Origin of the sequence: Secundilactobacillus malefermentans DSM 5705 = KCTC 3548 (genome assembly GCF_001436395.1) — a bacterium.
Lineage (GTDB): Bacteria > Bacillota > Bacilli > Lactobacillales > Lactobacillaceae > Secundilactobacillus > Secundilactobacillus malefermentans.
This window is the reverse complement of the sequence record NZ_AZGJ01000010.1, coordinates 1-24,100: the sequence shown is the minus strand read 5'-3', so window position 1 is coordinate 24,100 and position 24,100 is coordinate 1. Positions and strand designations below refer to the sequence as shown.

Genomic DNA, 24,100 nt, shown 5'->3' with positions numbered 1-24,100 from the left:
TAGAGTTAGACGTAGTACGCAGTGGAGCGGAGCACGAATAGAAATGTTGTGACGATCCACGATTGCTTGCGAGGACTAACGAAGAGCCTGGAAGAGGAACTTGTTCCTCGTAGGCTAGAGTTAGACGTAGTACGCAGTGGAGCGGAGCACGAATAGAAATGTTGTGACGATCCACGATTGCTTGCGAGGACTAACGAAGAGCCTGGAAGAGGAACTTGTTCCTCGTAGGCTAGAGTTAGACGTAGTACGCAGTGGAGCGGAGCACGAATAGAAATGTTGTGACGATCCACGATTGCTTGCGAGGACTAACGAAGAGCCTGGAAGAGGAACTTGTTCCTCGTAGGCTAGAGTTAGACGTAGTACGCAGTGGAGCGGAGCACGAATAGAAATGTTGTGACGATTCACAGTTGCTTCAATTCACGGAACGAAATCTTGCGAACAAAATTGGGATGGTGTACATGGCAAGTAGCATAAAAATATTATTGATTGAAGATGATCACCAGTTATCAGACAGCGTCAAAGGATTCTTACAGGACGTTGGCGAGGTGACCCAGGCATTCGATGGCGAGCAAGGCGAATATTTAGCCATTGAAGAGCCCTTTGACTTATTCATCGTGGATTTGATGTTGCCGCTCATGAACGGTATCGAAGTTATCAAGAGTGCCCGAAAAAATAAAGTGAAAACACCGGCGCTCATTTTAACGGCTAAGGATGGTCTGGATGATAAAGTAACGGGATTTCAGGCTGGTGCGGACGACTATTTGACGAAACCTTTTCATCGTGAAGAACTCATTTTGCGGGTGAAGGCGTTGCTCAAACGAAGCGGTGTTTATCAAGACGACCAACGACTGGTCGTTGATGATGCAATGTGGTTAAATACTGAAAATCGCCAGGTTTTAATTTCCGATCAAGCCCTCAAGTTAGTGGGTAAGGAGTACGATATTTTAGCCTACTTGGTGCAAAACAAAAACATCATCGTCTCCCGCGAGCAGATTTTTGACCGAGTGTGGGGATGGACTCCGACACGACGATTAACGTGGTCAACATTTATATTAGTAACCTAAGACGAAAATTGGAGCATGCGGGTCGGCCAGACTTGATTCAAACGCTTCGAAACGTCGGATTCTTACTGGAAGTGAAGTAATTTAGTGGATAAAATTGTTAATCGCAAACAACAGTTACGGTTATTTTTAACCGAGTTAATCAGTTTTATGGTCATTTTCTCGATCTTAGGGCTGATTATCTTTGCGCGCTTTCAACAAAGTACCTATGCAAACATTGATAAAGGATTAGAGCAGCGGGCAGCCATCGTGTCCAAGAAGCCAATGCTAATGGATCGACCTTCTGATTTTAAGACGATTACGATTTACTACGATAAAAATGGCAAAATTTTGAATCGCGACAGTCTCCAGCGCTTTTCCGCGTCAATTTTGAAGGTCAAAGGGCAAACGAAAGATCTCAATAAAACTTTTAGCAAACAGGTTGGTAAAGCAACCATGCGTGGTGTTTACGTAAAAGTAAATGCAGACACTCAGCGGCATCGCCTACCGGCAGGGGTGGAAAAGCGAAATAATATTAAAAATAACGATTTTTTGAAGAACGCCAAGTACGCCATGGTGCTTCAGAACATCACCCCAGATTTGCAGGGAATTAATCGATTCAAAAATCTGCTGTTAGCAGCGCTGATTTTATTTGGAGTATTAGTTTTCATCATTAGTTACATTGTCTCGCGGATTAACATGAAACCCGTTCTAAAAGCCTGGCAACAGCAGCAGGACTTTGTTGACAGTGCAGCGCATGAAATTCGGACACCATTGACCATCATCCAGAATCAGCTGGAGGGCTTGATGACCAAACCCAACGATACGATTAAGGATCAGATTGACCCAATTATCATGTCGCTGTCGGAAATTAGGCGATTAAACGGGTTGACGAGCGATATGCTTACCTTGGCCCGCGCGAATTCCAACGCCATTGCCATCAAAAAAACGAGCGTCGTTGTGCCGGAATTTATGAGCGAAGTGTTGGATCCGTACCAAGAATTTGTTCAAAGTGAGGATAAACAGTTTGTGATTAAGACGGAAACAACGCAGTCCGTCATGCTGGATACCAAACGAATTCATCAGCTACTGGTGATTTTGCTGGATAATGCCGCCAAATATACGATGCCGGGTGATACGATTACGGTGCGCACGGTTATCGAAAACAACTCGCTGAAAATTCAGGTCATGGATACTGGGCAGGGAATCAGTGATGCGAACAAGAAGCGAATCTTTGATCGATTCTATCGGGAAGAACGCTCAGGCAATAAGGAAACCGGTGGAAATGGGTTAGGACTTGCGATCGCTGCTTGGATTATTAAGGCACATAATGGTCGCATTAAAGTGACCGATAATCCCGGTGGTGGTAGTATCTTCACCGTGGTACTTCCAATAAAATAAGACAAAAAGACGGAGCTGGGACAAAACATTTGTTTTGTCCCAGCTCTGTTATTTCCGAATACTTTTGCTTAGTCGGGTTCCAAAAGGCTGCTTTCTCCGCCTAGCTACGATCAACAAACAATCCCAAGTGCAGGATTATTCGTTAATCTAGGCTATGCTCAAAAGCAAACCGCCTTTCGTCTCACCCTCGTTTTTCAATGGTATAATAAATCTATTAGAATTCGAAATGGAGGGAAACCAGCACATGGAACTACGACTTTTACAGTACTTTTGGATGGTGGCAGATGTCGGCACAGTTTCCGGTGCTGCGGAACAGCTCCATATTACCCAACCAACCTTGAGTCGGCAGTTGCGTGAACTCGAAGATGAGCTGGGCACGCCACTATTCGACCGCGAAAAGGGACGATTTCGACTAACCGAAGCGGGGCTATTTTTAAAGAGTCGGGCTGAAGAAATTTTGGAACTGTCTCAATCGACTGAGCAAGCCTTCGTTGACAGGCGCCATAAACTATTCAGTGGCACCTTCAAAATTGGCTGTGTGGAAGCTGATAATTCGGACACCATGGCAATGATGGTGGAAGAATTTGTGCGTGATTATCCCGAAGTGAAATTTGATATTACAACAGGCACCAGTGATGATATTATCGACCGTTTGGACAAAGGGCTGGTCGATATGGCAATCCTATTGGAACCAATTGATACGGAAAAATACGCCACTTTGACATTACCACGCCAAGAAAAATGGGGATTATTAGTAGCAAACAACTCATTTTTGGCAACCAAAACAGGGATTACACCTGCTGATATCAAGGGGATGCCACTCATGATTTCCAAACGACCGGAAATTACTAAATTGATTTCAAATTGGGCAAAAATTGACCCCAGCGAATTAAACGTGGTTGGCAATTTCAATTTGGCATTTAATATTTTACCGTTGGTCGAAAAACAAGTTGCCGCTGCCGTTGGAATCGAAGGGGCGGTCACTAATCGGAATGTAGAGACAACCTTTCTGCCACTAGACCCGGCCATTTCCACTAACTGTGTGCTTGCTTGGCGGAAAAATCGGGTCATGTCACCGGTGGCCTCCGAGCTAATCAAGCGTTTTAAAAATGCTTTTCAAGCATAGATTAACTTTCATTAAGTATTAGACGATGAAGAGGACGAGCTGTACGCTATTGATAATCAATAGTGACGGCTTTTTTAGTTGAAAGGAGGGTTTGAAATGGCAGTCGTGATTTACTTTTCTCATGGTGGTGAAACGCTGATTAACGGAGAAATTAAAAAATTAGACATTGGAAATACGGCTAAATTAGCGCAACTAATTGGTAAGCAGTTAGGGATGCCAACGTTCCCTATTTTGGCGGCCATTCCCTATCCCGACAGTTATGATCAGACTCTCCAACGGAGCAAACTTGATGCTGAAAAACTAGTCGCAATCCAACCAATTGCGGTCGATTTAAGGGCAGAACGGGACATTTACATTGGCTTTCCCGTTTGGTGGGGCACGCTACCGGGAGCAGTAGACAGCAGGCGACGCTTTCTGGCAAAGTCATCCACCCATTTTGTACACATGAGGGGAGCAGATTTGGCAATTGCCTCGAAGTCATTCATGAGCTCGTCCCCGATGCAACGATTGCGAAAGAATTACCGATGCGCGGGTCACGAGTAGAATGCGCAAGTCAGGCTGTTTCAAATTGGCTAAATTAACTTATTAATGCAACGATTAGTGCTAAAGTAGAACTTACGGAAAGTTTCTTTTTAGGCATAAGGAGGACTTATATTGACAACTTATCAAAATCAATTATTCACTGGTGAACGATCACTCTTTGCGGAGCAGGACGCCACCCTCAACCAAGTCACATTTAGCGATGGTGAATCGCCATTGAAGGAAAGTCGCAACATTAACTTGAAGAACACCATTTTTAAATGGAAGTACCCGCTTTGGTACAGCAATCACATCGAAGCGGATCACATCATTTTGGAAGAAATGTCCCGCTCCGGAATCTGGTATACCAACGATATCAAAGTGACAAATAGTTCCATCCAGGCGCCCAAAGAATTTAGGCGGGGCAAGGGAATTACCCTGATTAACGATTATTTTTCAGATGCAGATGAGACATTGTGGAACTGTTCGGATATTCATATTGAAAATGTGCAGGCCCGCGGTGACTACTTTGGCATGAACAGCGAAAATATTTACGCAGATCACCTCAGCTTAATTGGAAACTACGGGTTTGATGGTGCTAAAAACGTTGAGATTCATAACTCAACGTTTGTGACCAAGGATGCATTTTGGAACTGTGAGAACGTGACCATTTACGATTCCACCATTAACGGCGAGTACTTGGGCTGGAACACCAAAAATCTAACGCTCATTAACTGTACCATTGAGAGTGATCAGGGCCTTTGCTACATCGACCACCTTGTCATGAAAAACTGCACGTTACTCGAGACCGATTTGGCATTCGAATACTGCAGTGATATTGATGCGGACATCCATTCCAATATTACTAGCGTTAAAAATCCAATCAGCGGCATCATTAAAGCTGAGTCAATTGGCGAATTAATTATGGAAGTCGACAAAGTGGATCCATCAAAGACGACCATCATCACCAATGACGCTCAGACAGAAAGACGGGCGGGCTAAATGGCTAATTTTGAGCAAAAATTGAACCGCCGCAACACAAATTCCGTCAAATGGGACATCAAACCGAATGAACTGCCAATGTGGATTGCAGATATGGACTTTCAAACGGCACCCGCAATTATTGAGGCGCTGCGCAAGAAGGTCGACTTTGGCGTTTTTGGTTATGAAGAGCCGGGGGACGACTACTTTGATGCTGTCGCAAATTGGTACCAAACGGAGCATCACGCTCATTTGGAAAACGAGTGGCAGATATTCTGTACTGGCGTTGTACCAGCTATTTCGTCCGTTGTTCGCAGTAGTAGCAACGTTGGCGACACCGTTTTGGTACAGGAACCGGTTTATAATATTTTTTACAATTCAATCGAAAATAATGGGCGACACGTGCTATCAAACGACTTAGTTTATGATGAAACGAATCACCGCTATCATATCGATTTCGAGGACCTGGCAGCTAAATTAGCAGAACCACTGACAACGTTGATGATTCTTTGTAACCCACACAATCCGGTGGGCAAGGTGTGGTCACGGGATGAGCTCACTAAAATTGCAACGCTATGTCAAAAGAACCACGTCACCTTATTAAGCGATGAAATTCATGGGGATCTCGTCTTTGGAGAGCCTCACTATACGCCCGTTTTCTCACTACCTGAAAATTTGCGGAACAACACCATCACTTGTGTGTCACCCAGCAAGACGTTCAACGTTGCGGCGATGCACGCTGCAACCGTTATTGTGCCCGAGCCTCATTTGCGCGCTTCAGTCTCTCGCGGCCTCAATAACGAGGAGCTAGGTGAGCCAAATTTTGCCGCATTACCGGGAACAATCGCTGCGTATACGCAGGGAGCTGACTGGTTGCATGAACTAAAGGCGAAGCTGACTGAGAACCGGGACGAGGTTGCTAAATTTGTTCACGACCAGCTGCCACAAATTCGATTAGTGTCAGAAAACGCCACCTATCTACTTTGGTTCGACGTTCGTGACTTAACCGATGATGCGCAGAAACTGACCGACTTTTTGCGTCAAGAAACCGGATTAATTTTGTCGACTGGAAACGACTATCGTGGTGATGGCCACGACTTTATTCGGATGAACATTGCGTGTCCAACGGCGCAGTTGCTGGATGCTTTGTCACGGTTAAAACAGGGAATAACAGCATTTAAAGATTAAAAAAATGGTTTAACCCGGACTATTTCCGTTGGGTTAAACCATTTTTCACGTATTGATTTAAATACTTAAGCTTTCGTACGGCCATTTTTCTTTGGTATAAGCCATTTCCCAGAATTCGAGCTCATACTCACTACTTTTCATGAAGGCATCCTTCATGTCGACTTGTTCTGCGGCATCAACTGCCGTACTTTCGCGGTTAACGAGGTCAATCATATCCGTCGTTGCGGTTGTGAACGCATCAGCTGCGTAGCCGTCAATGAATTGCTGATAAATGGGAACGGGGGATGTTGCATGACTTAACTGCTTCCCAATGTTGCTGTACAGCCAGTAACAGGGGAGGAGTGCAGCAATTGCCCGTGCCGGGGAACCGGCGTTCAGTTCGTAGTACATGTGAGTCACATACTTATAGGTTGCTGGAGACAAAGGGGTTGCGGCAATTTCAGCTTGAGAAATTGTTAACTGGTTAAGCATATCGTTGCGGATGAGCGTTTCTTCGTTGTCTTCAGCGCCAGCGCCTGCTAATAAAATGCCTTTATCTTGAGGATCCGTCACTTTTGCGGCAATAATTTCGTGCAATTTACCAAATTCCATTAAATAGTGTTGATCCTGTTTGAGATAGTAGCGAAATGTTGCCAGTGGAAGCGTTCCAGCCGCTAGTTCCTGAATAAATGGATGGCGCATGCTCTTTTGCCAAAGCGGTTTAGCCGTCGTGTATAAATCATCAGTAAATTTCATCGTAATTCCCTTCCAGACTGAAAAGCGACCACCTACAAAACGCAAGGGGTCGCTTACTTTTCGACTTCCTTCGTCAGTATTAACTGCACAGGTTCAATGGGTCTAATCTCAGCCAAATGGCACCCCAGTCCGATAAATTTAGTTTTATGGTTACACGATTATTATAGCTTAAAAGTCTGACAAATACTGCTTATTCTAATCTTTACTAGAACTAAAATTTCGTGAGCTTTTATTGCCTTGAATCTTTTGCTTGATTGCCTGATACAGGACCATCACAATGACCGGTAACAGAACCCCCGCAACAACTTGCCATTGCCATGAGGTCCAGCCGATTCGATCCATGATGTCAAAAATGAATCGGTGCCAGTACATGATGACCAATGAATGCTCACCAATGATGGCAAGCAAGCCACCGGTAAATGGAATCCATTTGGAAACGTAGTACGAAACTCCGAAGACGCCTGCGACCATTAAAAATGGAACGATGGCAACCCAGGTTGTCGCGTTGGCAGGGCGGGCGTTGATACTGTGTGACTTCATGAAGAAGGCAAAGTGGAATTTATCCAAATGCTCCATGTACAGCAAGAACGCACCGATGGCCATACTGCCCAGAACCACATACCATTTTTCAATCAGTTGGCGTGCGTGTCTGAAAAATTCGCGCCCCATGAACATAAAGAAGAAGGCGAGAAATGTGATATCGAAGTCCCACGGCGTTGCGTAAAAGTTAAAATGTTTCCAAATTGTGATGTGCGTGTAGGACATGCCAACAATCAGGCTTAGAAAAGCAAGAATGTATTGAAGGCGAACTGATTTAACGTAGGTAATCACGAACGTTGTGACGATTAACGATAGAATGAAAACTTCGATAAACCACGAATTTGTGACGTAAAGGTTCAGCGTTCGGCCACCCCAAAGTAATCGAAGGAAATAGCCCCGGGTATACCACCATTGTTTATCATAGATAAAGTGATACGCCAGGATGAAGAAGGCACCTAGGACAAAGTAGCCAATCAGTAACGGCCAAATGCGCTTTTTAAAGAATGCCCACCACGTTGGAATAATCTTATGTAAATCATTTGAGATTGGTTTGAGGAAAAAGCCCCCAACAATGAAGAACAGTGGCATGTGCCACCAGTATATAAAATGGAAAAAAGCCCCATGATACGGTAAATTATGTCCTAAAACGACGGCGATAATCCCAAAGGCTTTTGCAACGTCAATCCACTGGATTCGTTGACGCTTCATAATTTTGTCACCCCTATATTTTCTATCGAATAATAACCATTATAATACTAAGTGTTTTAAAGTGTCATTTCAGCTGTTTAATGGTTACAAGTTGGTTACAGGATTCACTAGCAAATAAATTATTTTTTGGGTTCAAACAAAAATTAGGACAGGAGCTAGTATTTAATTGTTTTCATAATATCAATTTCATAGATAAGTCAAAAAAAGAGCTAATCGTTTTTGATTAGTTCTTTTACTTTGTCATTGATTGAGTAGTTCTACGATCCTTGCGATATGCTCGCGTTACGACAACCAAATTAATGAGAACCAGAAGAACGGTCATCAGAAAGACATAACGGTAATCTAAGGCACTCGCAACAGCCGAGGCTAACAATGGGCCAATCACTGATCCAATTGCCTGGAAGGATTGATTGTAACTAAAAATCCGACTCACAACTTCGCTGGGGGTGTTTAGCGTCATCACCGTTTGCGTGACGGGTAGCAGGGCGGCGTCAGAAATTCCGACCAAGAAGCGGAGAATCCCTAGTTGAATAACGGTTGTCACGAAGAACATTGGGAAGAAGACGACCCCGCAGAAAATGAGTCCAACAATGAGGACTTTTTGCGGGCCAATTTTATCACCAAGCGCCCCCAATTGTGGTGCTGTGAAAATAGTCGCGATACCGGGAAGCGCCGCAATTACCCCACTCACAAACGCCACGTTACCCGAACCATGCATGAGTTCTTTGATGAAGAGACTCAAGATTGGGTTAATGGAGGTCGTTGCCGCTTGAATCAGCATGGACGAAATAATCATCGTCCAAACGATTGAAGGATTTTTGATATGGGCAAACGGACTCTCGGATTTGTCCTGACTGGTTGTGGGATGAAAATCTTCTTTCACAAAGAAGAGGGTGGATAGTGATGCAATCAACATCAAGCCACCAAAGCAATAGAACGGAATCCGGTAGCCCAAAATACCAGCTAAGAATCCACCGATAATGGGACCAATTAATTGCCCACCGACGTTACCAGTTGTGAGGGTGCCCATCACGCGGCCACTTTGGTTCATTGGAACTTCACTGGCCATCAGGGCGTAGGCGTTGTTAATATAGCCGGAAAAGGCACCCTGAATAAGTCGCAAGGCAATCAGAATCCAAACGTTTGGTGACAAACCAGTGAGGGTGGCCGTGATTGTCATTCCGACGGCGGCCCGCATCAGCATTGGCTTACGACCCGTCCGATCGGCTAATTTCCCCCATAACGGTGAAACGATTGCTTGACTGAGAAAGGTGACGGCAAATGCGACCCCACTTAAAATGCTTAATTCGGCTTTGGAGTAATTTTCCATTTCTGAAATGAATAGGGGTAAGAATGGCAAACTCATGCTGGACCCGGCACCCGTGACAAAGTTGCCAAGCCAAAGGGCCCATAAGTTTCGTTTCCATTGTACTGGTTTCGATGCGTTCATGTGATGATCTCCTAAATTGATTTATAACGTTTATCATAGTAGTTCTTCACAAAAAAATCATCATTCCAAAGTAAAAAATGGAATGATGATTTATTTTCGTAGTTATTGTTGTACGGAAAATTAATTAGCTAACCTTACTGTATCCAGTGGCATAGTTAAGCTTCATGCCAGGTTGCGTATTAGGTAAGTAAACTGAGAAGCGAACCGCGTTTGAATGAATGGATTGAGCCTTCATTTGAACGCCGCTTGCGAGGAGATTGTTTCCCTTGAAAACTGGTTTAACTTGATAGCGAATATAGTGTTTCTTGCTAGATTTTAGATAACTAGCAACTTTATTTTCATACTTTACCATGCCGGGATCATTGAGCTCGCGAGTACCAGTAATGAGATTCTTCAGGTTGTTATTTTGACCCGTTAATTGATAACCAATTAAGTGGCTCCGGTTATAAAGCCAGCCAGTTTTAATTTTTTTATTGTGCCAAGCGGTCGGGTTCACGTAAAGGGCTTCTCGCTCACCTTTAGGCATCAACTTTTTATTTAGCATGGCGTTAGCAGTGGTAGCCCGGTTCAATCGATCCAAGTTACCGAACTTTTGCCATGCCCCCTTTTTAAGTGAAAGGGTGGCTTTTGAGAAGCCAGGTTTATTGCTGTTGAGAACTTTTACTTTATATTTCCCAGAAGTAACGTATTTTCCCGCTGATTTCTTGGCTTTTTTGGTTGCGGCCTTGGCCTTCTTAACGGTGGTCTTTTTAACGACCTTTCGTTTGCCCGGTTTGTAGTCCGTCTTTGCCAAAGTTAAGCCGTGCTTTTTGGCGGCACTTAAAGTAACCTTGTAGATTTTCTTTGCGCGGTTAAGTCCTTTATTACCTTTGTGATAAAAGTAATGCTTACCCGTTTCAGTCACGTAAACGTGCGTGGCTGCTTGGGCAGTTTCTGGGTTGACGATTGCCGTAGTCGCCCCTACGGAAAATAATGCAAAAAAGACAACAATAATGGTTAAAAATTTACGATGTTGTTTCAATGACCCCACTCCTTTAATGTGTTTTTGCCGCTTAAATGATAAAGATGGAAGCGTTCCCCAACGGCATAGGTATATTATTCCAGAGTTTGGTTGATTATTCAATGCTAACTAGCTATTGATGACGCACGATGATTTTAATCTTCAATTAATCTTCAATTAACCTTCATTTAAACAATATGATAAAAAAGGGAACGTTTTTAAACGTTTAAATAAAGTTGCGTAACTGCTGGTAAAGATGATGTTAAGTTAATAACGGTTACAAATACAAAACTTCAAATGTAGGGAGATTTTAGTATGAGTGAACAAAAAGTTCGTTTCAAGATATACAAGTCCGGCAGGAATTGGGTATTTGCTGCGATTACCGTCATCACGTTTGGAACAGGATTGGCAATTTCAAATTCGTCCGCCAGCGCCGATACCACTGGTGATACGGCAACAACGACTGCCACTGCAACAACCACGTCTAGCGGTAGTTCAGGGAGTGAGGATGCGGCTGACAGTAGTGATGCCGCGACTACGACGTCTGGAACCGCTACAACTGCTGCATCAAGTACCTCTAGCACTAGTTCGGATACGACGGCGACTGATGCCGACACGACAGCTGCAACGACTTCAGCTGAGTCATCAACTGCCGCAACTAGCACCGCTACCAAACAGGCTAAAACGGCTGCTACCGTGGCGGCTGACACGACTAGTGAGTCTAGTGATGTAAGTGCAACTAGCACAACTGATGATACCGCCGACACAACTGCCGATGCCGATTCAACCACTATTTATAATGATCCTTCTGAGTCAACGAGTACGCCTTCAACACAAAATGACGTAACGCACGATACCACGGTGACGGCAACGGACAGTAGTACCGGTGATACCGTTTCAACCGGTGACTCGCAGACAAATAATTCGGGTGTTTCGGCCATTGTCAATGTCGATACGGCAACCGATTTGAACGAAAATACTTCCGTCACTAATACAAGTGATACGGATAAGGTCATTGAAGACATCCAACTGCTACCTAGTTATAACGTTACGAGTACTGGGACGACAGCAACCGTTGTCGCCGATGCTTCGCGAATTTCAGCCACCGGTTTGGAACTCACTTACAGCAATGAAGCCAATACTTCCACATCACTGCAACTTCTCTACTCGATTAAGGGTGGGGAATATTTGACGTTAACAGAACTGAAAGCCGCCTATCCTGATTTCACCTGGGATCAATTAATCGCAGTTGAGATTACTGGAACTTTGGCTGCTGGTCAAATCGTCAACTTGTCTACGCCACTAACCCTGACCAATGCGGACGATCTTAATGTCTATGATGGCACGGCAACAATGACATACGGCGACATTAACTACGATGTTGAAAATGGCTATTCGGCGCAACAGACATCTGCTACGGCACGATTTGCTAAATTAGCGACAACGGATCCTGGCGGTCAATATATAGGGACTATCTTAAATAGCGATGGGACTTATACGATGGTGTCCAGCGATATTCAGAGTCTAATGCCGGACGTTGCGGATGGTGACATTACATTTGATAATTTCGATGACGGTGCTAGTGTCGCGGCCGGTCAAACGGTTCTCTATAGTGGTTCAAACTTTTACATTAACACCAGCTCAACGCAAGCAGCTGTTGATACTGATGGCTACACGATCAAATTTGATAGTAGTACGGGTGAGCCATACGCTTACTATAGCTACACGATGAATAATTCGGGTCTCACTATCTACGATACAGATGGAAATGTTGTCGGAACGGCTTCGGGTGTTGAAATGGCAAATGGAAGTCAATATGTCGAATTGGTTCAAGTCATTGACGCCAAAGATGCTTCTTTGACGGTCGGTGATACTTGGGATCCAGAAACTGACAGTTTTGTCAGTTTAGTTGATCCATCAACGGGTGATACGCTAACGTATGCAGACGTGACTGAAACGGACGATGTCGATACTTCGAAAGCTGGAACCTACACAGCAACGTACAGTTAAACGGTCAACGGGACAACGATTTCCAAAACCGTTAACGTGGTTGTGAGTGCAGCGGATACTGGAACGGGTACAGACACGGGTACAGACACGGGTACAGACACGGATACAGACACAGGTAGTGACACTGATACTGGCACCAGCACAGATACGGATACTGGAACAGGAAGTGGTACGACTACGGGATCTGACACTGACACCGACACAACTGGGACAACGAGCAGTGGTGCTTCAACTGATGCAGCTTCAACGACTGGGTCTGATGAAAGTAGTGATACGGGAACAACGACTAGTGCTGCGTCAACTGATTCTACTGGCACAACCAACACCGAGTCAGCAGTAAGCAACACAGCTAGCGGGGCTGCGGTTGAAACGGCTGAGAATGCAGAAAATGGGTCGGGAAGTACCGGCACTACCAGCAGTGGTCAAAGTGGTGTTACCGATTTAGCATCCGATGCGACTACAACGCCAACTAGTGCAACGACAACTGATGGGACGGGTTCGAACGCCACGACGAGTACAAGTGCTGACAAACTTCCACAAACAAATTAACAATCCAGTTCGATGAGCATTTGGGCGGGAATCATCACGCTGCTAGCGGCATTTGCGGGACTTTTTGGATTCAGAAGAAGAAAAACGGATAAATAATGAAAAATCGGCATTCCACTTGGGATGCCGATTTTTTGTGTTGTCGTGTTCAAAGATTTAGTTATTTGACCGCCAAATATAATTCAGCGCCAATTTGCGCACTTGGCCATTTTTGCGAATAATCCAGTGGTGAGAAACGTACTTTCCCTTAATCATTTTTTGCTGGTATGAAGCAAAACGACTGCCCAACCCTGGATAAAGCGATTGGCTTGAAACATTAGTGACGTGGGTATCTGATCCATTACCAACGTTACCATAAAGGTTTAAGACATGGGTTCCCTTTGGAAAATCCTGTTTGTGTTTCGTAATATCAGCGTAAGCTTGATGCTTGTATTTGGGTTGTCCATTCTTCAAAAAGTAGTTTCGCCCAATTTTATCATCTTGGCCAAGGTGCCCGTTTGCAGCAGCTCCGACAAAAACGGCGCGCTTTAATTTTAAAGGATGCTTTTCTCCATATGCGACCAGTAAGTCGAGACTGCCACGAGAATGAGCAATGGCGTTAAAGGTTTTGATGCCATATTTTTGTTTCAAACTAGAAAGTAGGCGATTCAGCCATTTGGCATTGTCCATCCAGGACATCTTGTTGTCAGCGAAAACAACCTTAATCATTGGGTGCTTATCACTGGGATGCCACTTGCCTTGGTAGCTAACCGAATTCTGATGAATGGTGGCAATGACCGTGGCCTGGCTGTCCTTTTTAACCTCGGCTCGGGAAATCATTGCGTCAAACGTATCTGATACCGCACCGTATCCAGTTAGTAAAAGGGTTGGTCGATGGTAAGCTGCTCGACTGGTTGAATGATTGGACACAAAGACGCCGAATCCAAAAAAGATGAGAAATGAGACTAAAATGATTCCGATAAATAAGGATAAGTTTGCGCGAATATACGTCATTGGATACACCTCCTGTAGGTGGTCTGAACTCCCTTAAATTCATAATAAGCATCTTGCGGCAAATTAAAAAGCCTAAAAAAGTTAAGATTCACTTTTTAATCTTATTTTAATTTTAAGGGTTGACAGTCCCCTAAAAATAAGGCATACTCAGTACATTAAAAATAAATGAGAAATTAAACACACAGATAAGGAAAGTAATTCAAGCAGTTAGTTAAGCGAGCTTCGTTCGGTGCAAGGAAGCCTAACCTAATGAATGAAAGTAGCCTTTGAGTGGCGCGAGCGATGAGTAATCAAAGTTTGCGATGGGGACACCCATTACCGTGTTGACGTATCGTAATTTAGGTTACTGTACGAATAAGGTTGTCGCCATTTTGGCAACAACAAAATCAGGTGGTACCGCGTGTGAACGCCCTGTTAAGACTTTAGGTCTTGCAGGGCTTTTTTTTGTTTATTTTTTTAGCAGTAATCGATTATTTGCCAAAATTATTTTTGGAGGGATTTAACATGAAACATAACAAATTGATTGGAACTTTAATTTTAGCAGCGAGTAGTCTCTTATTAGCAGCTTGCGGCAATTCGCAAGCGAGTAGTACCAACAAGACGCTGAACATCACGATTCCTGGTCGAGCAATGACCACCGACCCCGACAAGACGCTGGACACTAATTCAGACCTCATTCAAAACCAGTTATATGAAGGCCTCTACGCAAAGAGTGCCACCGGTAAAATTATTCCTGGGGTCGCAACCAAAATTGTTAAGCCCACAAATAATGGCAAAACTTACACGTTTACTTTACGAAAAGACGCAAAGTGGAGTAACGGCGACACGGTGACTGCCCAAGATTTTGTTCTTTCTCTTAGACGCCACCTTGATCCAAAAACGAAATCTCAAAATACAGATAGTTTGAAATCAATCAAAAATTATGAGGGCGTTTATTCCGGCAAAATGGCGACTAGTAAGTTAGGCGTTAAAGCCATTTCCAAATATAAACTCCAAATTGAACTGAGCCAGCGATCTTCCTGGTTTGATTACCTTTTAACTGAAATTTATCCATTAAGTACCAATGCCATCGCTAAATATGGGAGCAAGTACGGGACCAGCAGTGACAAAACGGTTTCTAACGGCGCCTACAAATTAGCTGACTGGAACGTTTCCAAGGATTCCTGGTCATACAGTAAAAATAAGCAATATTGGGATGCCAAGGATACCAAGATTAGTAAAATTGATGCGCGGGTCGTTTCTGATCCAAACACCGCGCAAAATTTATTCAAATCAGATGAGGTTCAAGAGACGCAGGTTTCCGGCCAATTTGTTAAAGAAGACGCTAAGTTGAAGAGCCTGCACATCACACCGCAAAACCGCTTGAACTACTTGATGTTTAACGCCAAAAACAAAACCCTAAACAATCCTAATTTAGCGAGAGCCGTTAGTAATGCGCTTGACCGTTCCGCCATCACCGATAAAGTGCTTCAAGATGGATCGGTTGCGGCTCAAAGTGAAATTATTAAGGATCAGTACCAGGATCCCCGAACCGGAAAGGATTACTATGGCAACCATAAGCTGCAAACGTACGATCTCGCTAAAGCTAAGAAATACTGGAACACCTTTAAGAAGGAAACTGGTAAATCAACGCTCACGATGGAGCTGCTAACGGATGATACCGATTCCGATAAGAAGGCGGGCCAATACATTCAAGGGCAACTTGAGAAGTACCTTCCTGGAATTAAAATTTCAATCACGTCAATTCCACATGCCCAACACGTTTCCCGCGATTTTTCCGGTAAATTTGAAATGAATCTAACCGGATATTCAACCGAATATCCTGATCCAACCGACATGATGAACTTAGCCACAAAGGGGAACACCATCAACTTTACCCAATGGACTGACAACAAGTATGAAGCCTTAATGGCTAAGGCGAACAACCTTGGCAAGTATACGGATAAGGAACGCGCCAACTACATTCAACAGGCTGACGAACGACTAATGGCAATTCAAGGAACGATTCCTTTGTATCAGCCAGCAACTGCCAACCTATTGAGTACGAAAATTGGTGGCATTCATTACGGGATGTTAAATGCCGTTCAATATAAGTATGCCTATTGGAAATAACCCACATATCTGGAGGTGATGACGGAAAATTTAGGATTACTATTTTCTTCCAAACATAGCAACAACTCGTACAAAACACATAATGAATCAACCAAGCGGAGAACCGGTCCAGAAGTGGACTGGTTTTTTTATGTAAAATTGAATTTGAATCGGGATATAATTGATTGTAAATCGAGAAAACGGCAAAAATCGAATTTGAAGTGAGATGTACGCCATTGTAAATCGAGAAAAAGGCGAAAATTGAATTTGAAGTGAGATGTACGCCGTTGTAAATTGAGAAAACGACAAAAATCGAATTTGAAGTAGGATTTATGCCATTGTAAATCGAGAAAAGGGTGAAAATTGAATTTAATCTGCTCAATCTGGGAGACCACTTCAAGTTGGACTGGCTTTTTTATCATAAAGTTAGGCTGTCCAAACTTTATACTCAACGGGCACAATTAAATTCCAGATTACTGTTGACTTAGCAAATAAAGGTGCTATAGTATGTAAGGACGAAAAAGTAACGTCTTATAATTTTGAGGAGGTTTTGGATTGTAAAAAATGATGGCGATTGATGGTTGTTTAAAAATATTTAGTTCAGAGAAACTAGCTGCGTTTAAACTTCTATAAATCAAGATCTGTCAATTTAATCAATTTGAAGATCACCTGAATTTCTAAGCTAATAGAAAAGAGGGAACACAATGAAAGTAACAAGTGTTAATGAAGAAACGAATTTAGATATTGATCCAGCAGGAAGCAAGAGTCTGGATGAAGTTAATGGAAGTATTGAAGTACCAAAGGGTGCCGGTTTCTGGCGCACGTTAGCTGCATATACAGGACCAGGTGTTTTGATTGCCGTGGGGTACATGGACCCAGGTAACTGGATTACATCAATTGCTGGTGGCGCTCAGTACAAGTACAGTTTATTAGCCGTCATCTTGATTTCCAGTTTGATTGCGATGTTGCTACAAGCAATGTCTTCAAAGCTTGGAATCGTAACGGGAAAAGATTTAGCTCAACTAACCCGTGAACATACATCAAAGGGAATGGGAATTTTCCTATGGGTTATCACTGAATTAGCAATTATGGCGACGGATGTTGCTGAAATTATCGGTTCAGCGATTGCTATCAAGTTGTTATTCAATATTCCACTGATTGTCGGTATTGTGATTACAACTGCTGACGTATTGATTTTGCTATTATTAATGAAGCTTGGTTTCCGGAAAATTGAAGCAATCGTGGCAACGCTGGTTGGGGTTATCCTCCTTGTGTTCGCTTACGAAGTTTTACTTTCTAACCCAAGTATCAGCGGTATCATGAACGGTTACATTCCTTCAGATAAGATTATTACGAACCACTCAATGTTGTACCTTTCACTTGGTATCATTGGTGCAACGGTTATGCCTCATAACTTATACCTTGGATCATCCGTTTCTCAAACACGGAAGATTGACCGTAGCGACCGCGAAGGCGTTGCAAAGGCCGTTAAGTTCTCAACAATTGACTCAAATATCCAATTGTTCATCGCATTTATCGTGAACAGTTTGCTCTTAATCTTGGGAGCTGCATTGTTCTTCGGTACTGACAGTTCACTTGGTCGTTTCGTTGATTTATTCAACGCTCTAAGTAATCACCAAATCGTAGGTGCCATTGCCAGTCCAATGCTCAGTATGTTGTTCGCCGTTGCCCTGTTATCATCAGGTCAAAGTTCAACGATTACTGGAACCCTTTCAGGACAAATTATTATGGAAGGTTTCATTCGATTGAAGATGCCACTTTGGGCACAACGATTACTCACTCGATTGATTTCAGTAACACCAGTGCTTGCATTTGCCATTTATTACCACGGTGACGAAGCAAAGATTGAAAACTTACTGACATTCTCACAGGTCTTCTTGAGTATTGCACTACCATTCGCAGTGGTGCCACTGGTTATCTTCACCAGTAGCAAGAAGCTCATGGGCGAGTTCAAGAATCACGCCTGGGTTAAGTACAGCGCCTGGACATCAACTATCGTTTTGATTGCTTTAAATGTTTACCTAATCTTGCAAACGGTTGGTGTATTCAGCTAATTAAGAATAATAATGAAGGCTTGCCATAAGTGGCCAAGCCTTTTTTCGTGCTATAATTTAAGCAAAAATAGGAGATGATTCCATGAATACCATTCATCTAATCTGTCTTGGCGTCAATGATCTCGCAGCCTCACGCAAATTTTACAAAGCAATCGGGTTTGACGAACCGAACGATAAAATGGCTGATACCATCGTCTTTTTCAATAACACGGGTACTAAATTAGAACTGTTTCCGTATGATGAACTATTGAAGGATATCGGCATTAAGGCTGAGGACAATCCAATGCCCACAACCTTTAATGGCGTGACGCACGCCTACAATGCGAAATCGAAGGAAGAGGTCGATACTGTTTTTGAAAATGCCCAGCAAAATGGCGCAGTGATCGTCAAACAACCGGTTTGGGGCGACTGGGGTGGCTATAGCGGTTACTTCCAAGATCCTAATGGCTATTATTGGGAAGTGGCCTATTCCAAGGATTGGCAATTTGATGAACATGATATGTTAGTGATTGAATAGTAAATAGAAAGAGGAGAAGACAAAACTAACGTTTTGTCTTCTCCTCTTTAGCTTATCGCACCTTCTTTAATTATCTCCCGGCGTCATTTGGCGCGCATCTATCGCCTCACTATTCAGGAACCAGTGCCGGTGCCAATCACCACCCATTGCTGAGAATGGGACGGGCTCCTTGCCAGCCTCCTGCACCTTTTCAATGAGGTAATTGCGCAAAATCCAAGGGTCATCCAGGGATTGTTGATTGAGGTTAAATAGGTGGTCTAATTTGATTTCACTAATATTGAGGTCAGTTGCGACCTGCTTTTTCGTCAAGCCACTAAGCTCAAAATTTTGTTGCAGCTCGTGCCGGGTCATGTCTAATTGTTTAGGATTTAAGGTCATATTATTTTTCTCCTTTCAAATGAAAAATGGTCTCTGCGTTTTTATGGAAAATTTTCTCCCGTTGCTCATCAGTTAAACGAGCCGTCTCCAAAAATGTTCCGCTGTTTTCTGGTGTTTTGTAGGGGTAATCGATCGAATATAAAAGATGATCCGCACCCATTTCATCCAGGATAAACCGTAATTGGGGCTCTGCCAAAATGCCACTTGGCGTCACGTAAACGTTATTGCGGTAGTAGGTGCTAAAGGGGTGCTTCAATCCAGCGTATGGCGTAAGTTCGTCATCTAATCGTTCAAGGAACATTGGAATTAATTCGCCCCAGTGACCAGAAACGAGTTTCAAATTGGGTAACTTATCGAAAATACCAGAAATAACCATACGCATCACTTGAATACCAACGTCCATGTGCCAGCCAAAACCAGCAGAGGAGAGAATTCCGGTCACAACATCTGACCAGTTATCGTTGGCATAATAATGTTGGGCAATGTCGTTTGGAATAAACGAGGGATGAAAGTAAACAGGAACGTCCAGGTCACTTGCCATTTGAAAGATTGGGAGAAAGAAGGGGTCGTCGAAATATTTTCCACCATAATTTCCCTTGAAGAGCACGCCATTCAGTCCGAGGTCCTCGACAACTCGTTTTAATTCAGTGGCTGCGGCTTGGGGATCTCCGACAGGCAAGACGGCTAGACCACCAAACCGGTCAGGATTCTCATTTACAATTTTGGCAAGTTCATTATTAGCGACCCGACAAATATCGATTGAAAATTTTGGATCCATATTTTGGGGTTGCGAGTTGCCGTAGGACAGAATCTGCATATCAATGTCATTCTGATCCATAAAGTTTAGTCGATTTTTGGTGACATCCTGCATAATGGCTGACGTTGGCAACGTTGTCCGCATATAGGTGAGCATATCTTCGCTTAATGACGGAACGGTAGGCTTTCCGGTTACCTTAGTCATAAGGTCGGTCACCAGCTGTGATTCAAAATGTTCTTCCACGGTAATGGTTTTCAAGGTGAACAGTCCTTTCCGATTCATTATGTATTGTAAGGGTGCTATACTAAGAAAAAAAGGAGTTTATGATACATATTAGGCACAATGTATCATACCAAATTAAAATGGCAAGTATTCCACTTAGTAATCCTATGGCAATCGATGCTAGATCTAAAAAGAGTCAGCAAAAGCTCTATCAAGCCTTGCGACATTATTATGGAAGAAACATAGATTTTAATAAGATAACGGTCAAAGCATCATGCGAACAAGCCAACGTTTCTCGAGCGACTTTTTACCGTCATCATCAAGATCTACGCGATATATTGACGGTTCAGTTTATCATTGTGATTTCGGAACTCGAAGCGCGGGTGGATCAATTAACCTTTCTGGACTTTGAGACCGGGAGCCAAGAACTGGTAAACATAATTGATGCCAATTTCGATCTGATTCGATTAATGAATTGGAGTCAAAGCCGTCCTCGAATTGAACCGGTCATTTCAGGTGCTGCACTACGAATCTTAATTTTGCGAGATTATCCGGAGCCCAATAGAACCTTTGTGGCAACCTTCTTAGGTGCGACCATTCTCCAATTTGCGCAACAGGTCGTTCAGGCACCTGAACCCTTATCAAAAGCGGCCATATTGAAGCTGTATCGGAAGCTCATTCCAGATTTATAAAAATAAATGACCATTAGTCATTGTTTTTTAAATTAAAACGTTGTATACTATTTTTCGAGGTGATAGAAGTGGGCAAGAGAGAAGATAACGCCATTGCAACCAGAAAAAAATTATTAGATACTGCAGACCAGCTCATTGTGCAACGCGGTTATGAAAATATTTCAGTTGATGAAATTGTCAAAACGGCGGGAATCGCCAAAGGCACGTTTTATAATTACTTTGAGCGAAAAGAGGATCTCATTTTTGAACTCAGCAAGGAACATTTTGCTAATGTAATTGACGACAATGAGGCGGTTTCTGGGGATGCATTTGATGTAATCAAAAATTATTTGGTTGATTACATGACGGTGATTGAGAATTCCAAAATCGAACTTGCCCGCCAGTGGATCAGCTACGTCAGTGCCTCATCGGCCAATCGTAATAAATGGAAGTTCGATGTTCAGTCGTTTGAACGAATTTTGATGAAACTCATTGATGCGGGTAAATTAAAAATCACGACGCCCGTTCACCAAATTGCGCAATTGATGCTAACCGAAATGTACGGCATTTTATTAACTTGGTGTATTTCGCCTGAAACCGTTAATCCAGTGACCACCGTCAAACGATTTTGCGATTTACAGTTACCATCGCTATTACGCGATTACCTCATTCAAACAAACTAACAGCCACCAGAAATGGTGGTTAACTTAAACAGTAAATATGACTAATGGTCATTATTATAGAAGGAGAGAATTGATGATGACAAACTTACCTAAGGGTTGCGGCGCCGTTTCAGATGGTGCTGATACGAATGCGAAGAATAAGCCAATGCAAATTTTAACCAATGACACGAGGACGTTGATTGTTTACTTTTCGCGAAGTGGTAATACGGAAGCCCAAGCAACTTTTGCTCAAGAAACGTTAACGGCAGACATGGTGGAACTGGTTGTTGAGAGCCCGTATCCAGCAAACTACCGAGCTTCAGTGGAGCGGGCAACGGCGGAACGTGAACCGGAGGAATGGCCGGCAATCATCACGAAGAACCTGCCAGATTTTTCTAAGTATGACAATATCCTGCTGGGACACCCAATTTGGGCGATGACCATTGCGAACCCCATGCGTCAATTTTTGGAAACAGTTGGAGATCAGTTGGCCGGCAAAACGGTCACGTCGTTTTCAACAAATGCAGGTTACGGGAATGGTGATACGCAAATGGTCTTGCAGGCCTTACTACCAAAATCCGCAAAGATTTTACCCGGCTACACCATTCATGATACGAAATTAGAGAGTACGCGAGACCAGTTTAAGAACTGGTTACTCAGACTACCAATTGATTAAGGAGAGAAATAACATGCAAAATAAAAATCACACGTTAATGAAACTATCCATTTTACTAGTTTCAGTTATCACCGCTTCAGCACCCGCAATTAATGCAAATATTCCAGTGCTGGCAAAGGCGTTTCCAAACGTTCCGTTGGCACAGATTGAACTGCTCACAACAATTCCGTCATTCTTTTTAATGATTGCAGTCCTATTGAGTAGCTGGATTGCGAAACGGATTGGGTTAAAACAAACCGTGATTGTTGGGGTTATCATGACGGCAGTTGCCGGTTTATCACCCATTTTTATCAATAGTTTTAGTTTATTGATGGTGTCTCGAGCGCTGTTTGGCTTTGGGGTCGGCCTGTTTAACTCATTACTGGTTACCATCATCAGCTACTTTTTCAAAGGACCCGAACGCTCACAAACGCTTGGGTTTCAAAGCACGTTTGAAGGCTTGGGTGGCGTTTTAGTCACCTTTATCGCAGGTCAATTAGTTCAAATTAATTGGCACATGTCGTTTTGGGCATATGCGATTACGATTCCTGCACTCATTTTATTTACCTTGTTTGTGCCAAGCATTCCCAAAGCAGATGTAACTACGACTAAGGAAACAAAAGTTGCCTCAAAAGCGAAGCTGCCAAAAGCCCTCTTTGGTTATCTTGTGATGACCTTTGTTGTGATTACCTTCCATATGATTATGGGGATTAAAGTGCCAACTCTGATGGTTAGCGCAGGATATGGGACCGCAACTTCCGCAAGCTTTGTCATTTTATCCTTGAGTTTAGGGGCCATGCTCGGTGGAATTTTGTTTGGTCGCGTGTTCCTATTAATGAAGGATTACATCTTAGTCATTGCGTTTGTCTTTTTGGCCCTCGCGATGAGCTTGATTGCCGTTTCAAACACAACCTGGTTGACGATGCTTGGCGGTTTCTTCACTGGAATCGGTGCCCGGTTCTTCTTCCCATGGGTTCTAAATGCCGTCAACATTGGGGGAACCGGTAACGCATTAGCGACTTCAATCGTTCTGGTCGTTTATAATTTGGCAGAATCACTGTCACCCTATACGTCACTATTGATTCAAGATTGGTTGAATATTACGAATTTACGAGATCTATTTTGGCTAAATGCAGCGGTTTATGCTGGTTTGACATTAATTTTGGCCATTGTGATTCGGATCAAACAAAAAAAGCCGACGATGGCTTAGGTGTTAAATAACAGATGTAATTTGGATAAATTGAAACGCTTTGCTTGCTATGAAGTTAACTTTAAGGTTTATGATGTGGTTGTAAGGTAAGGAGATGAGTTAATGAATAGTAAGCGGGCATCTGAATTAATGGGAATTTCAATTGATACGATTCGGTATTACGAACGAGTCGGTGTGATTCCACCCATTGGTAGAGATGAAAATGGCTATCGAAATTTTAGAACCAATGATTTGAATTGGGTTTTCCTAGCTAAAAATTTTAAAAAGGCGGGGATGTCAGTTGAGTCGATGATTGAGTTTGCCACATTGGCACAATCGAAACATGATGTCTCAAATGCGCAAAAAGACCTTTTGAAGGAACAGCTTGAAGAAATAGATAAAAAATTTGATGAATTAAATAGAACCAGAGACATCTTGAAGTATAAAATTGAGACCTACGATGATCACGTTGCCAAGTTTAAGGCTGGTGATATGGATGCGGATAACACGGAAAAGTTGTGGGAATCTGATAAATTTATATCAAACGATGAAAAGTAAGTTGTGAGTAATAAGGGTTGCTATGAAGTGAACTTTAAGGTTTAGAATAATGATGAACAATAATTTAGCCTTGTGGTAATAAGTCAAG

Annotated in this window: 23 protein-coding genes, 1 pseudogene, 1 riboswitch and 1 other annotated feature; of the genes and pseudogenes, 17 read left to right on the top strand and 7 right to left on the bottom strand. The window is 43.0% G+C overall.

The window, feature by feature from the left end; all coding sequences use genetic code 11:
- Positions 1-458: 458 nt before the first annotated feature.
- The 6 genes and pseudogenes from FD44_RS03165 (at position 459) to FD44_RS03140 (ending at position 6,255) form a co-directional block, all read left to right on the top strand.
- Positions 459-1,144: pseudogene (locus FD44_RS03165) on the top strand (response regulator transcription factor).
- A 4-nt stretch (positions 1,145-1,148) separates the two neighbouring features.
- Entirely contained in the window at positions 1,149-2,441 is a 1,293-nt protein-coding gene (locus FD44_RS03160; RefSeq protein WP_010619119.1) for a sensor histidine kinase, read from the top strand.
- Between the two features lie 244 nt (positions 2,442-2,685).
- Entirely contained in the window at positions 2,686-3,567 is an 882-nt protein-coding gene (locus FD44_RS03155; RefSeq protein ID WP_010619120.1) for a LysR family transcriptional regulator, read from the top strand.
- Positions 3,568-3,663: 96 nt separating this feature from the next.
- Complete coding sequence (locus FD44_RS10560) at positions 3,664-4,110, top strand: NADPH-dependent FMN reductase family protein (RefSeq protein WP_010619121.1); 447 nt, start codon at positions 3,664-3,666, stop codon at positions 4,108-4,110.
- 111 nt (positions 4,111-4,221) lie between these two features.
- The gene (locus tag FD44_RS03145; protein WP_010619122.1) at positions 4,222-5,088 is read left to right on the top strand and encodes a DUF3737 family protein; all 867 of its coding nucleotides are present in this window, start codon (positions 4,222-4,224) and stop codon (positions 5,086-5,088) included.
- Complete coding sequence (locus tag FD44_RS03140; RefSeq protein WP_010619123.1) at positions 5,089-6,255, top strand: MalY/PatB family protein; 1,167 nt, start codon at positions 5,089-5,091, stop codon at positions 6,253-6,255. It abuts the gene before it with no gap.
- Between the two features lie 57 nt (positions 6,256-6,312).
- On the opposite strand, the gene tenA is transcribed toward FD44_RS03140, so the two are convergent.
- The 4 genes from tenA to FD44_RS03120 form a co-directional block, all read right to left on the bottom strand.
- Entirely contained in the window at positions 6,313-6,990 is a 678-nt protein-coding gene (tenA, locus tag FD44_RS03135) for a thiaminase II (protein WP_010619124.1), read from the bottom strand.
- A gap of 48 nt (positions 6,991-7,038) precedes the next feature.
- A riboswitch (TPP riboswitch) is annotated at positions 7,039-7,127 on the bottom strand.
- A gap of 58 nt (positions 7,128-7,185) precedes the next feature.
- Entirely contained in the window at positions 7,186-8,238 is a 1,053-nt protein-coding gene (locus FD44_RS03130; RefSeq protein ID WP_010619125.1) for an acyltransferase family protein, read from the bottom strand.
- Positions 8,239-8,470: 232 nt separating this feature from the next.
- Positions 8,471-9,688 (bottom strand): MFS transporter, encoded by a 1,218-nt coding sequence (locus FD44_RS03125; protein WP_010619126.1) that lies wholly within the window; start codon positions 9,686-9,688, stop codon positions 8,471-8,473.
- A gap of 124 nt (positions 9,689-9,812) precedes the next feature.
- Positions 9,813-10,709, bottom strand: a complete 897-nt coding sequence (locus FD44_RS03120) for a DNA/RNA non-specific endonuclease (RefSeq protein WP_010619127.1) — start codon at positions 10,707-10,709, stop codon at positions 9,813-9,815.
- 294 nt (positions 10,710-11,003) lie between these two features.
- Between FD44_RS03120 and FD44_RS03115 the strand changes: the two genes are divergently transcribed.
- Genes FD44_RS03115 through FD44_RS10885 form a run of 3 tightly spaced genes read left to right on the top strand, consistent with a single transcriptional unit; the run spans position 11,004 to position 13,343 of the window.
- Positions 11,004-12,698: a KxYKxGKxW signal peptide domain-containing protein gene (locus FD44_RS03115; protein ID WP_010619128.1), complete on the top strand. Its 1,695-nt coding sequence runs from the start codon at positions 11,004-11,006 to the stop codon at positions 12,696-12,698.
- Positions 12,699-12,740: 42 nt separating this feature from the next.
- Positions 12,741-13,247 (top strand): hypothetical protein, encoded by a 507-nt coding sequence (locus FD44_RS03110; RefSeq protein ID WP_133278358.1) that lies wholly within the window; start codon positions 12,741-12,743, stop codon positions 13,245-13,247.
- 12 nt (positions 13,248-13,259) lie between these two features.
- On the top strand, positions 13,260-13,343 hold the full coding sequence (locus tag FD44_RS10885) for an LPXTG cell wall anchor domain-containing protein (protein WP_081483990.1): 84 nt from the start codon (positions 13,260-13,262) through the stop codon (positions 13,341-13,343).
- A 57-nt stretch (positions 13,344-13,400) separates the two neighbouring features.
- Here the strand turns inward: FD44_RS10885 and FD44_RS03105 are convergent, their stop codons facing one another.
- A complete protein-coding gene (locus FD44_RS03105) occupies positions 13,401-14,237 on the bottom strand; it encodes an alpha/beta hydrolase (RefSeq protein ID WP_010619130.1) in 837 nt (278 codons plus the stop codon).
- A gap of 173 nt (positions 14,238-14,410) precedes the next feature.
- Positions 14,411-14,654 (top strand) — a binding site (T-box leader).
- 87 nt (positions 14,655-14,741) lie between these two features.
- Here FD44_RS03105 and FD44_RS03095 point away from each other — a divergent pair.
- The 3 genes from FD44_RS03095 (at position 14,742) to FD44_RS03085 (ending at position 18,920) form a co-directional block, all read left to right on the top strand.
- A complete protein-coding gene (locus FD44_RS03095) occupies positions 14,742-16,349 on the top strand; it encodes a peptide ABC transporter substrate-binding protein (protein ID WP_010619132.1) in 1,608 nt (535 codons plus the stop codon).
- A 683-nt stretch (positions 16,350-17,032) separates the two neighbouring features.
- Positions 17,033-18,403, top strand: a complete 1,371-nt coding sequence (locus FD44_RS03090) for an Nramp family divalent metal transporter (protein ID WP_010619133.1) — start codon at positions 17,033-17,035, stop codon at positions 18,401-18,403.
- 82 nt (positions 18,404-18,485) lie between these two features.
- Positions 18,486-18,920, top strand: a complete 435-nt coding sequence (locus FD44_RS03085) for a VOC family protein (RefSeq protein WP_010619134.1) — start codon at positions 18,486-18,488, stop codon at positions 18,918-18,920.
- Positions 18,921-18,986: 66 nt separating this feature from the next.
- On the opposite strand, the gene FD44_RS03080 is transcribed toward FD44_RS03085, so the two are convergent.
- Together FD44_RS03080 and FD44_RS03075 are read right to left on the bottom strand one after the other, a co-directional pair.
- Positions 18,987-19,298, bottom strand: coding sequence for a DUF2316 family protein (locus tag FD44_RS03080; protein WP_010619135.1), 312 nt, complete (start codon positions 19,296-19,298; stop codon positions 18,987-18,989).
- A 1-nt stretch (position 19,299) separates the two neighbouring features.
- Positions 19,300-20,313: an amidohydrolase family protein gene (locus tag FD44_RS03075; RefSeq protein WP_010619136.1), complete on the bottom strand. Its 1,014-nt coding sequence runs from the start codon at positions 20,311-20,313 to the stop codon at positions 19,300-19,302.
- A gap of 65 nt (positions 20,314-20,378) precedes the next feature.
- Between FD44_RS03075 and FD44_RS03070 the strand changes: the two genes are divergently transcribed.
- The 5 genes from FD44_RS03070 to FD44_RS03050 all read left to right on the top strand — a co-directional run bounded on the left by FD44_RS03070 (position 20,379) and on the right by FD44_RS03050 (position 24,012).
- Positions 20,379-20,969, top strand: coding sequence for a TetR/AcrR family transcriptional regulator (locus FD44_RS03070; RefSeq protein WP_010619137.1), 591 nt, complete (start codon positions 20,379-20,381; stop codon positions 20,967-20,969).
- Positions 20,970-21,037: 68 nt separating this feature from the next.
- Positions 21,038-21,631 (top strand): TetR/AcrR family transcriptional regulator, encoded by a 594-nt coding sequence (locus FD44_RS03065; RefSeq protein WP_010619138.1) that lies wholly within the window; start codon positions 21,038-21,040, stop codon positions 21,629-21,631.
- A 73-nt stretch (positions 21,632-21,704) separates the two neighbouring features.
- Positions 21,705-22,286 carry a flavodoxin family protein gene (locus FD44_RS03060; RefSeq protein WP_225423051.1) on the top strand — a complete coding sequence of 194 codons (582 nt, stop codon included), beginning with the start codon at positions 21,705-21,707 and terminating at the stop codon, positions 22,284-22,286.
- A 13-nt stretch (positions 22,287-22,299) separates the two neighbouring features.
- Positions 22,300-23,475 carry an MFS transporter gene (locus tag FD44_RS03055; protein WP_010619140.1) on the top strand — a complete coding sequence of 392 codons (1,176 nt, stop codon included), beginning with the start codon at positions 22,300-22,302 and terminating at the stop codon, positions 23,473-23,475.
- Between the two features lie 102 nt (positions 23,476-23,577).
- Positions 23,578-24,012 (top strand): MerR family transcriptional regulator, encoded by a 435-nt coding sequence (locus FD44_RS03050; RefSeq protein ID WP_010619141.1) that lies wholly within the window; start codon positions 23,578-23,580, stop codon positions 24,010-24,012.
- The last annotated feature ends 88 nt before the right edge of the window (positions 24,013-24,100 follow it).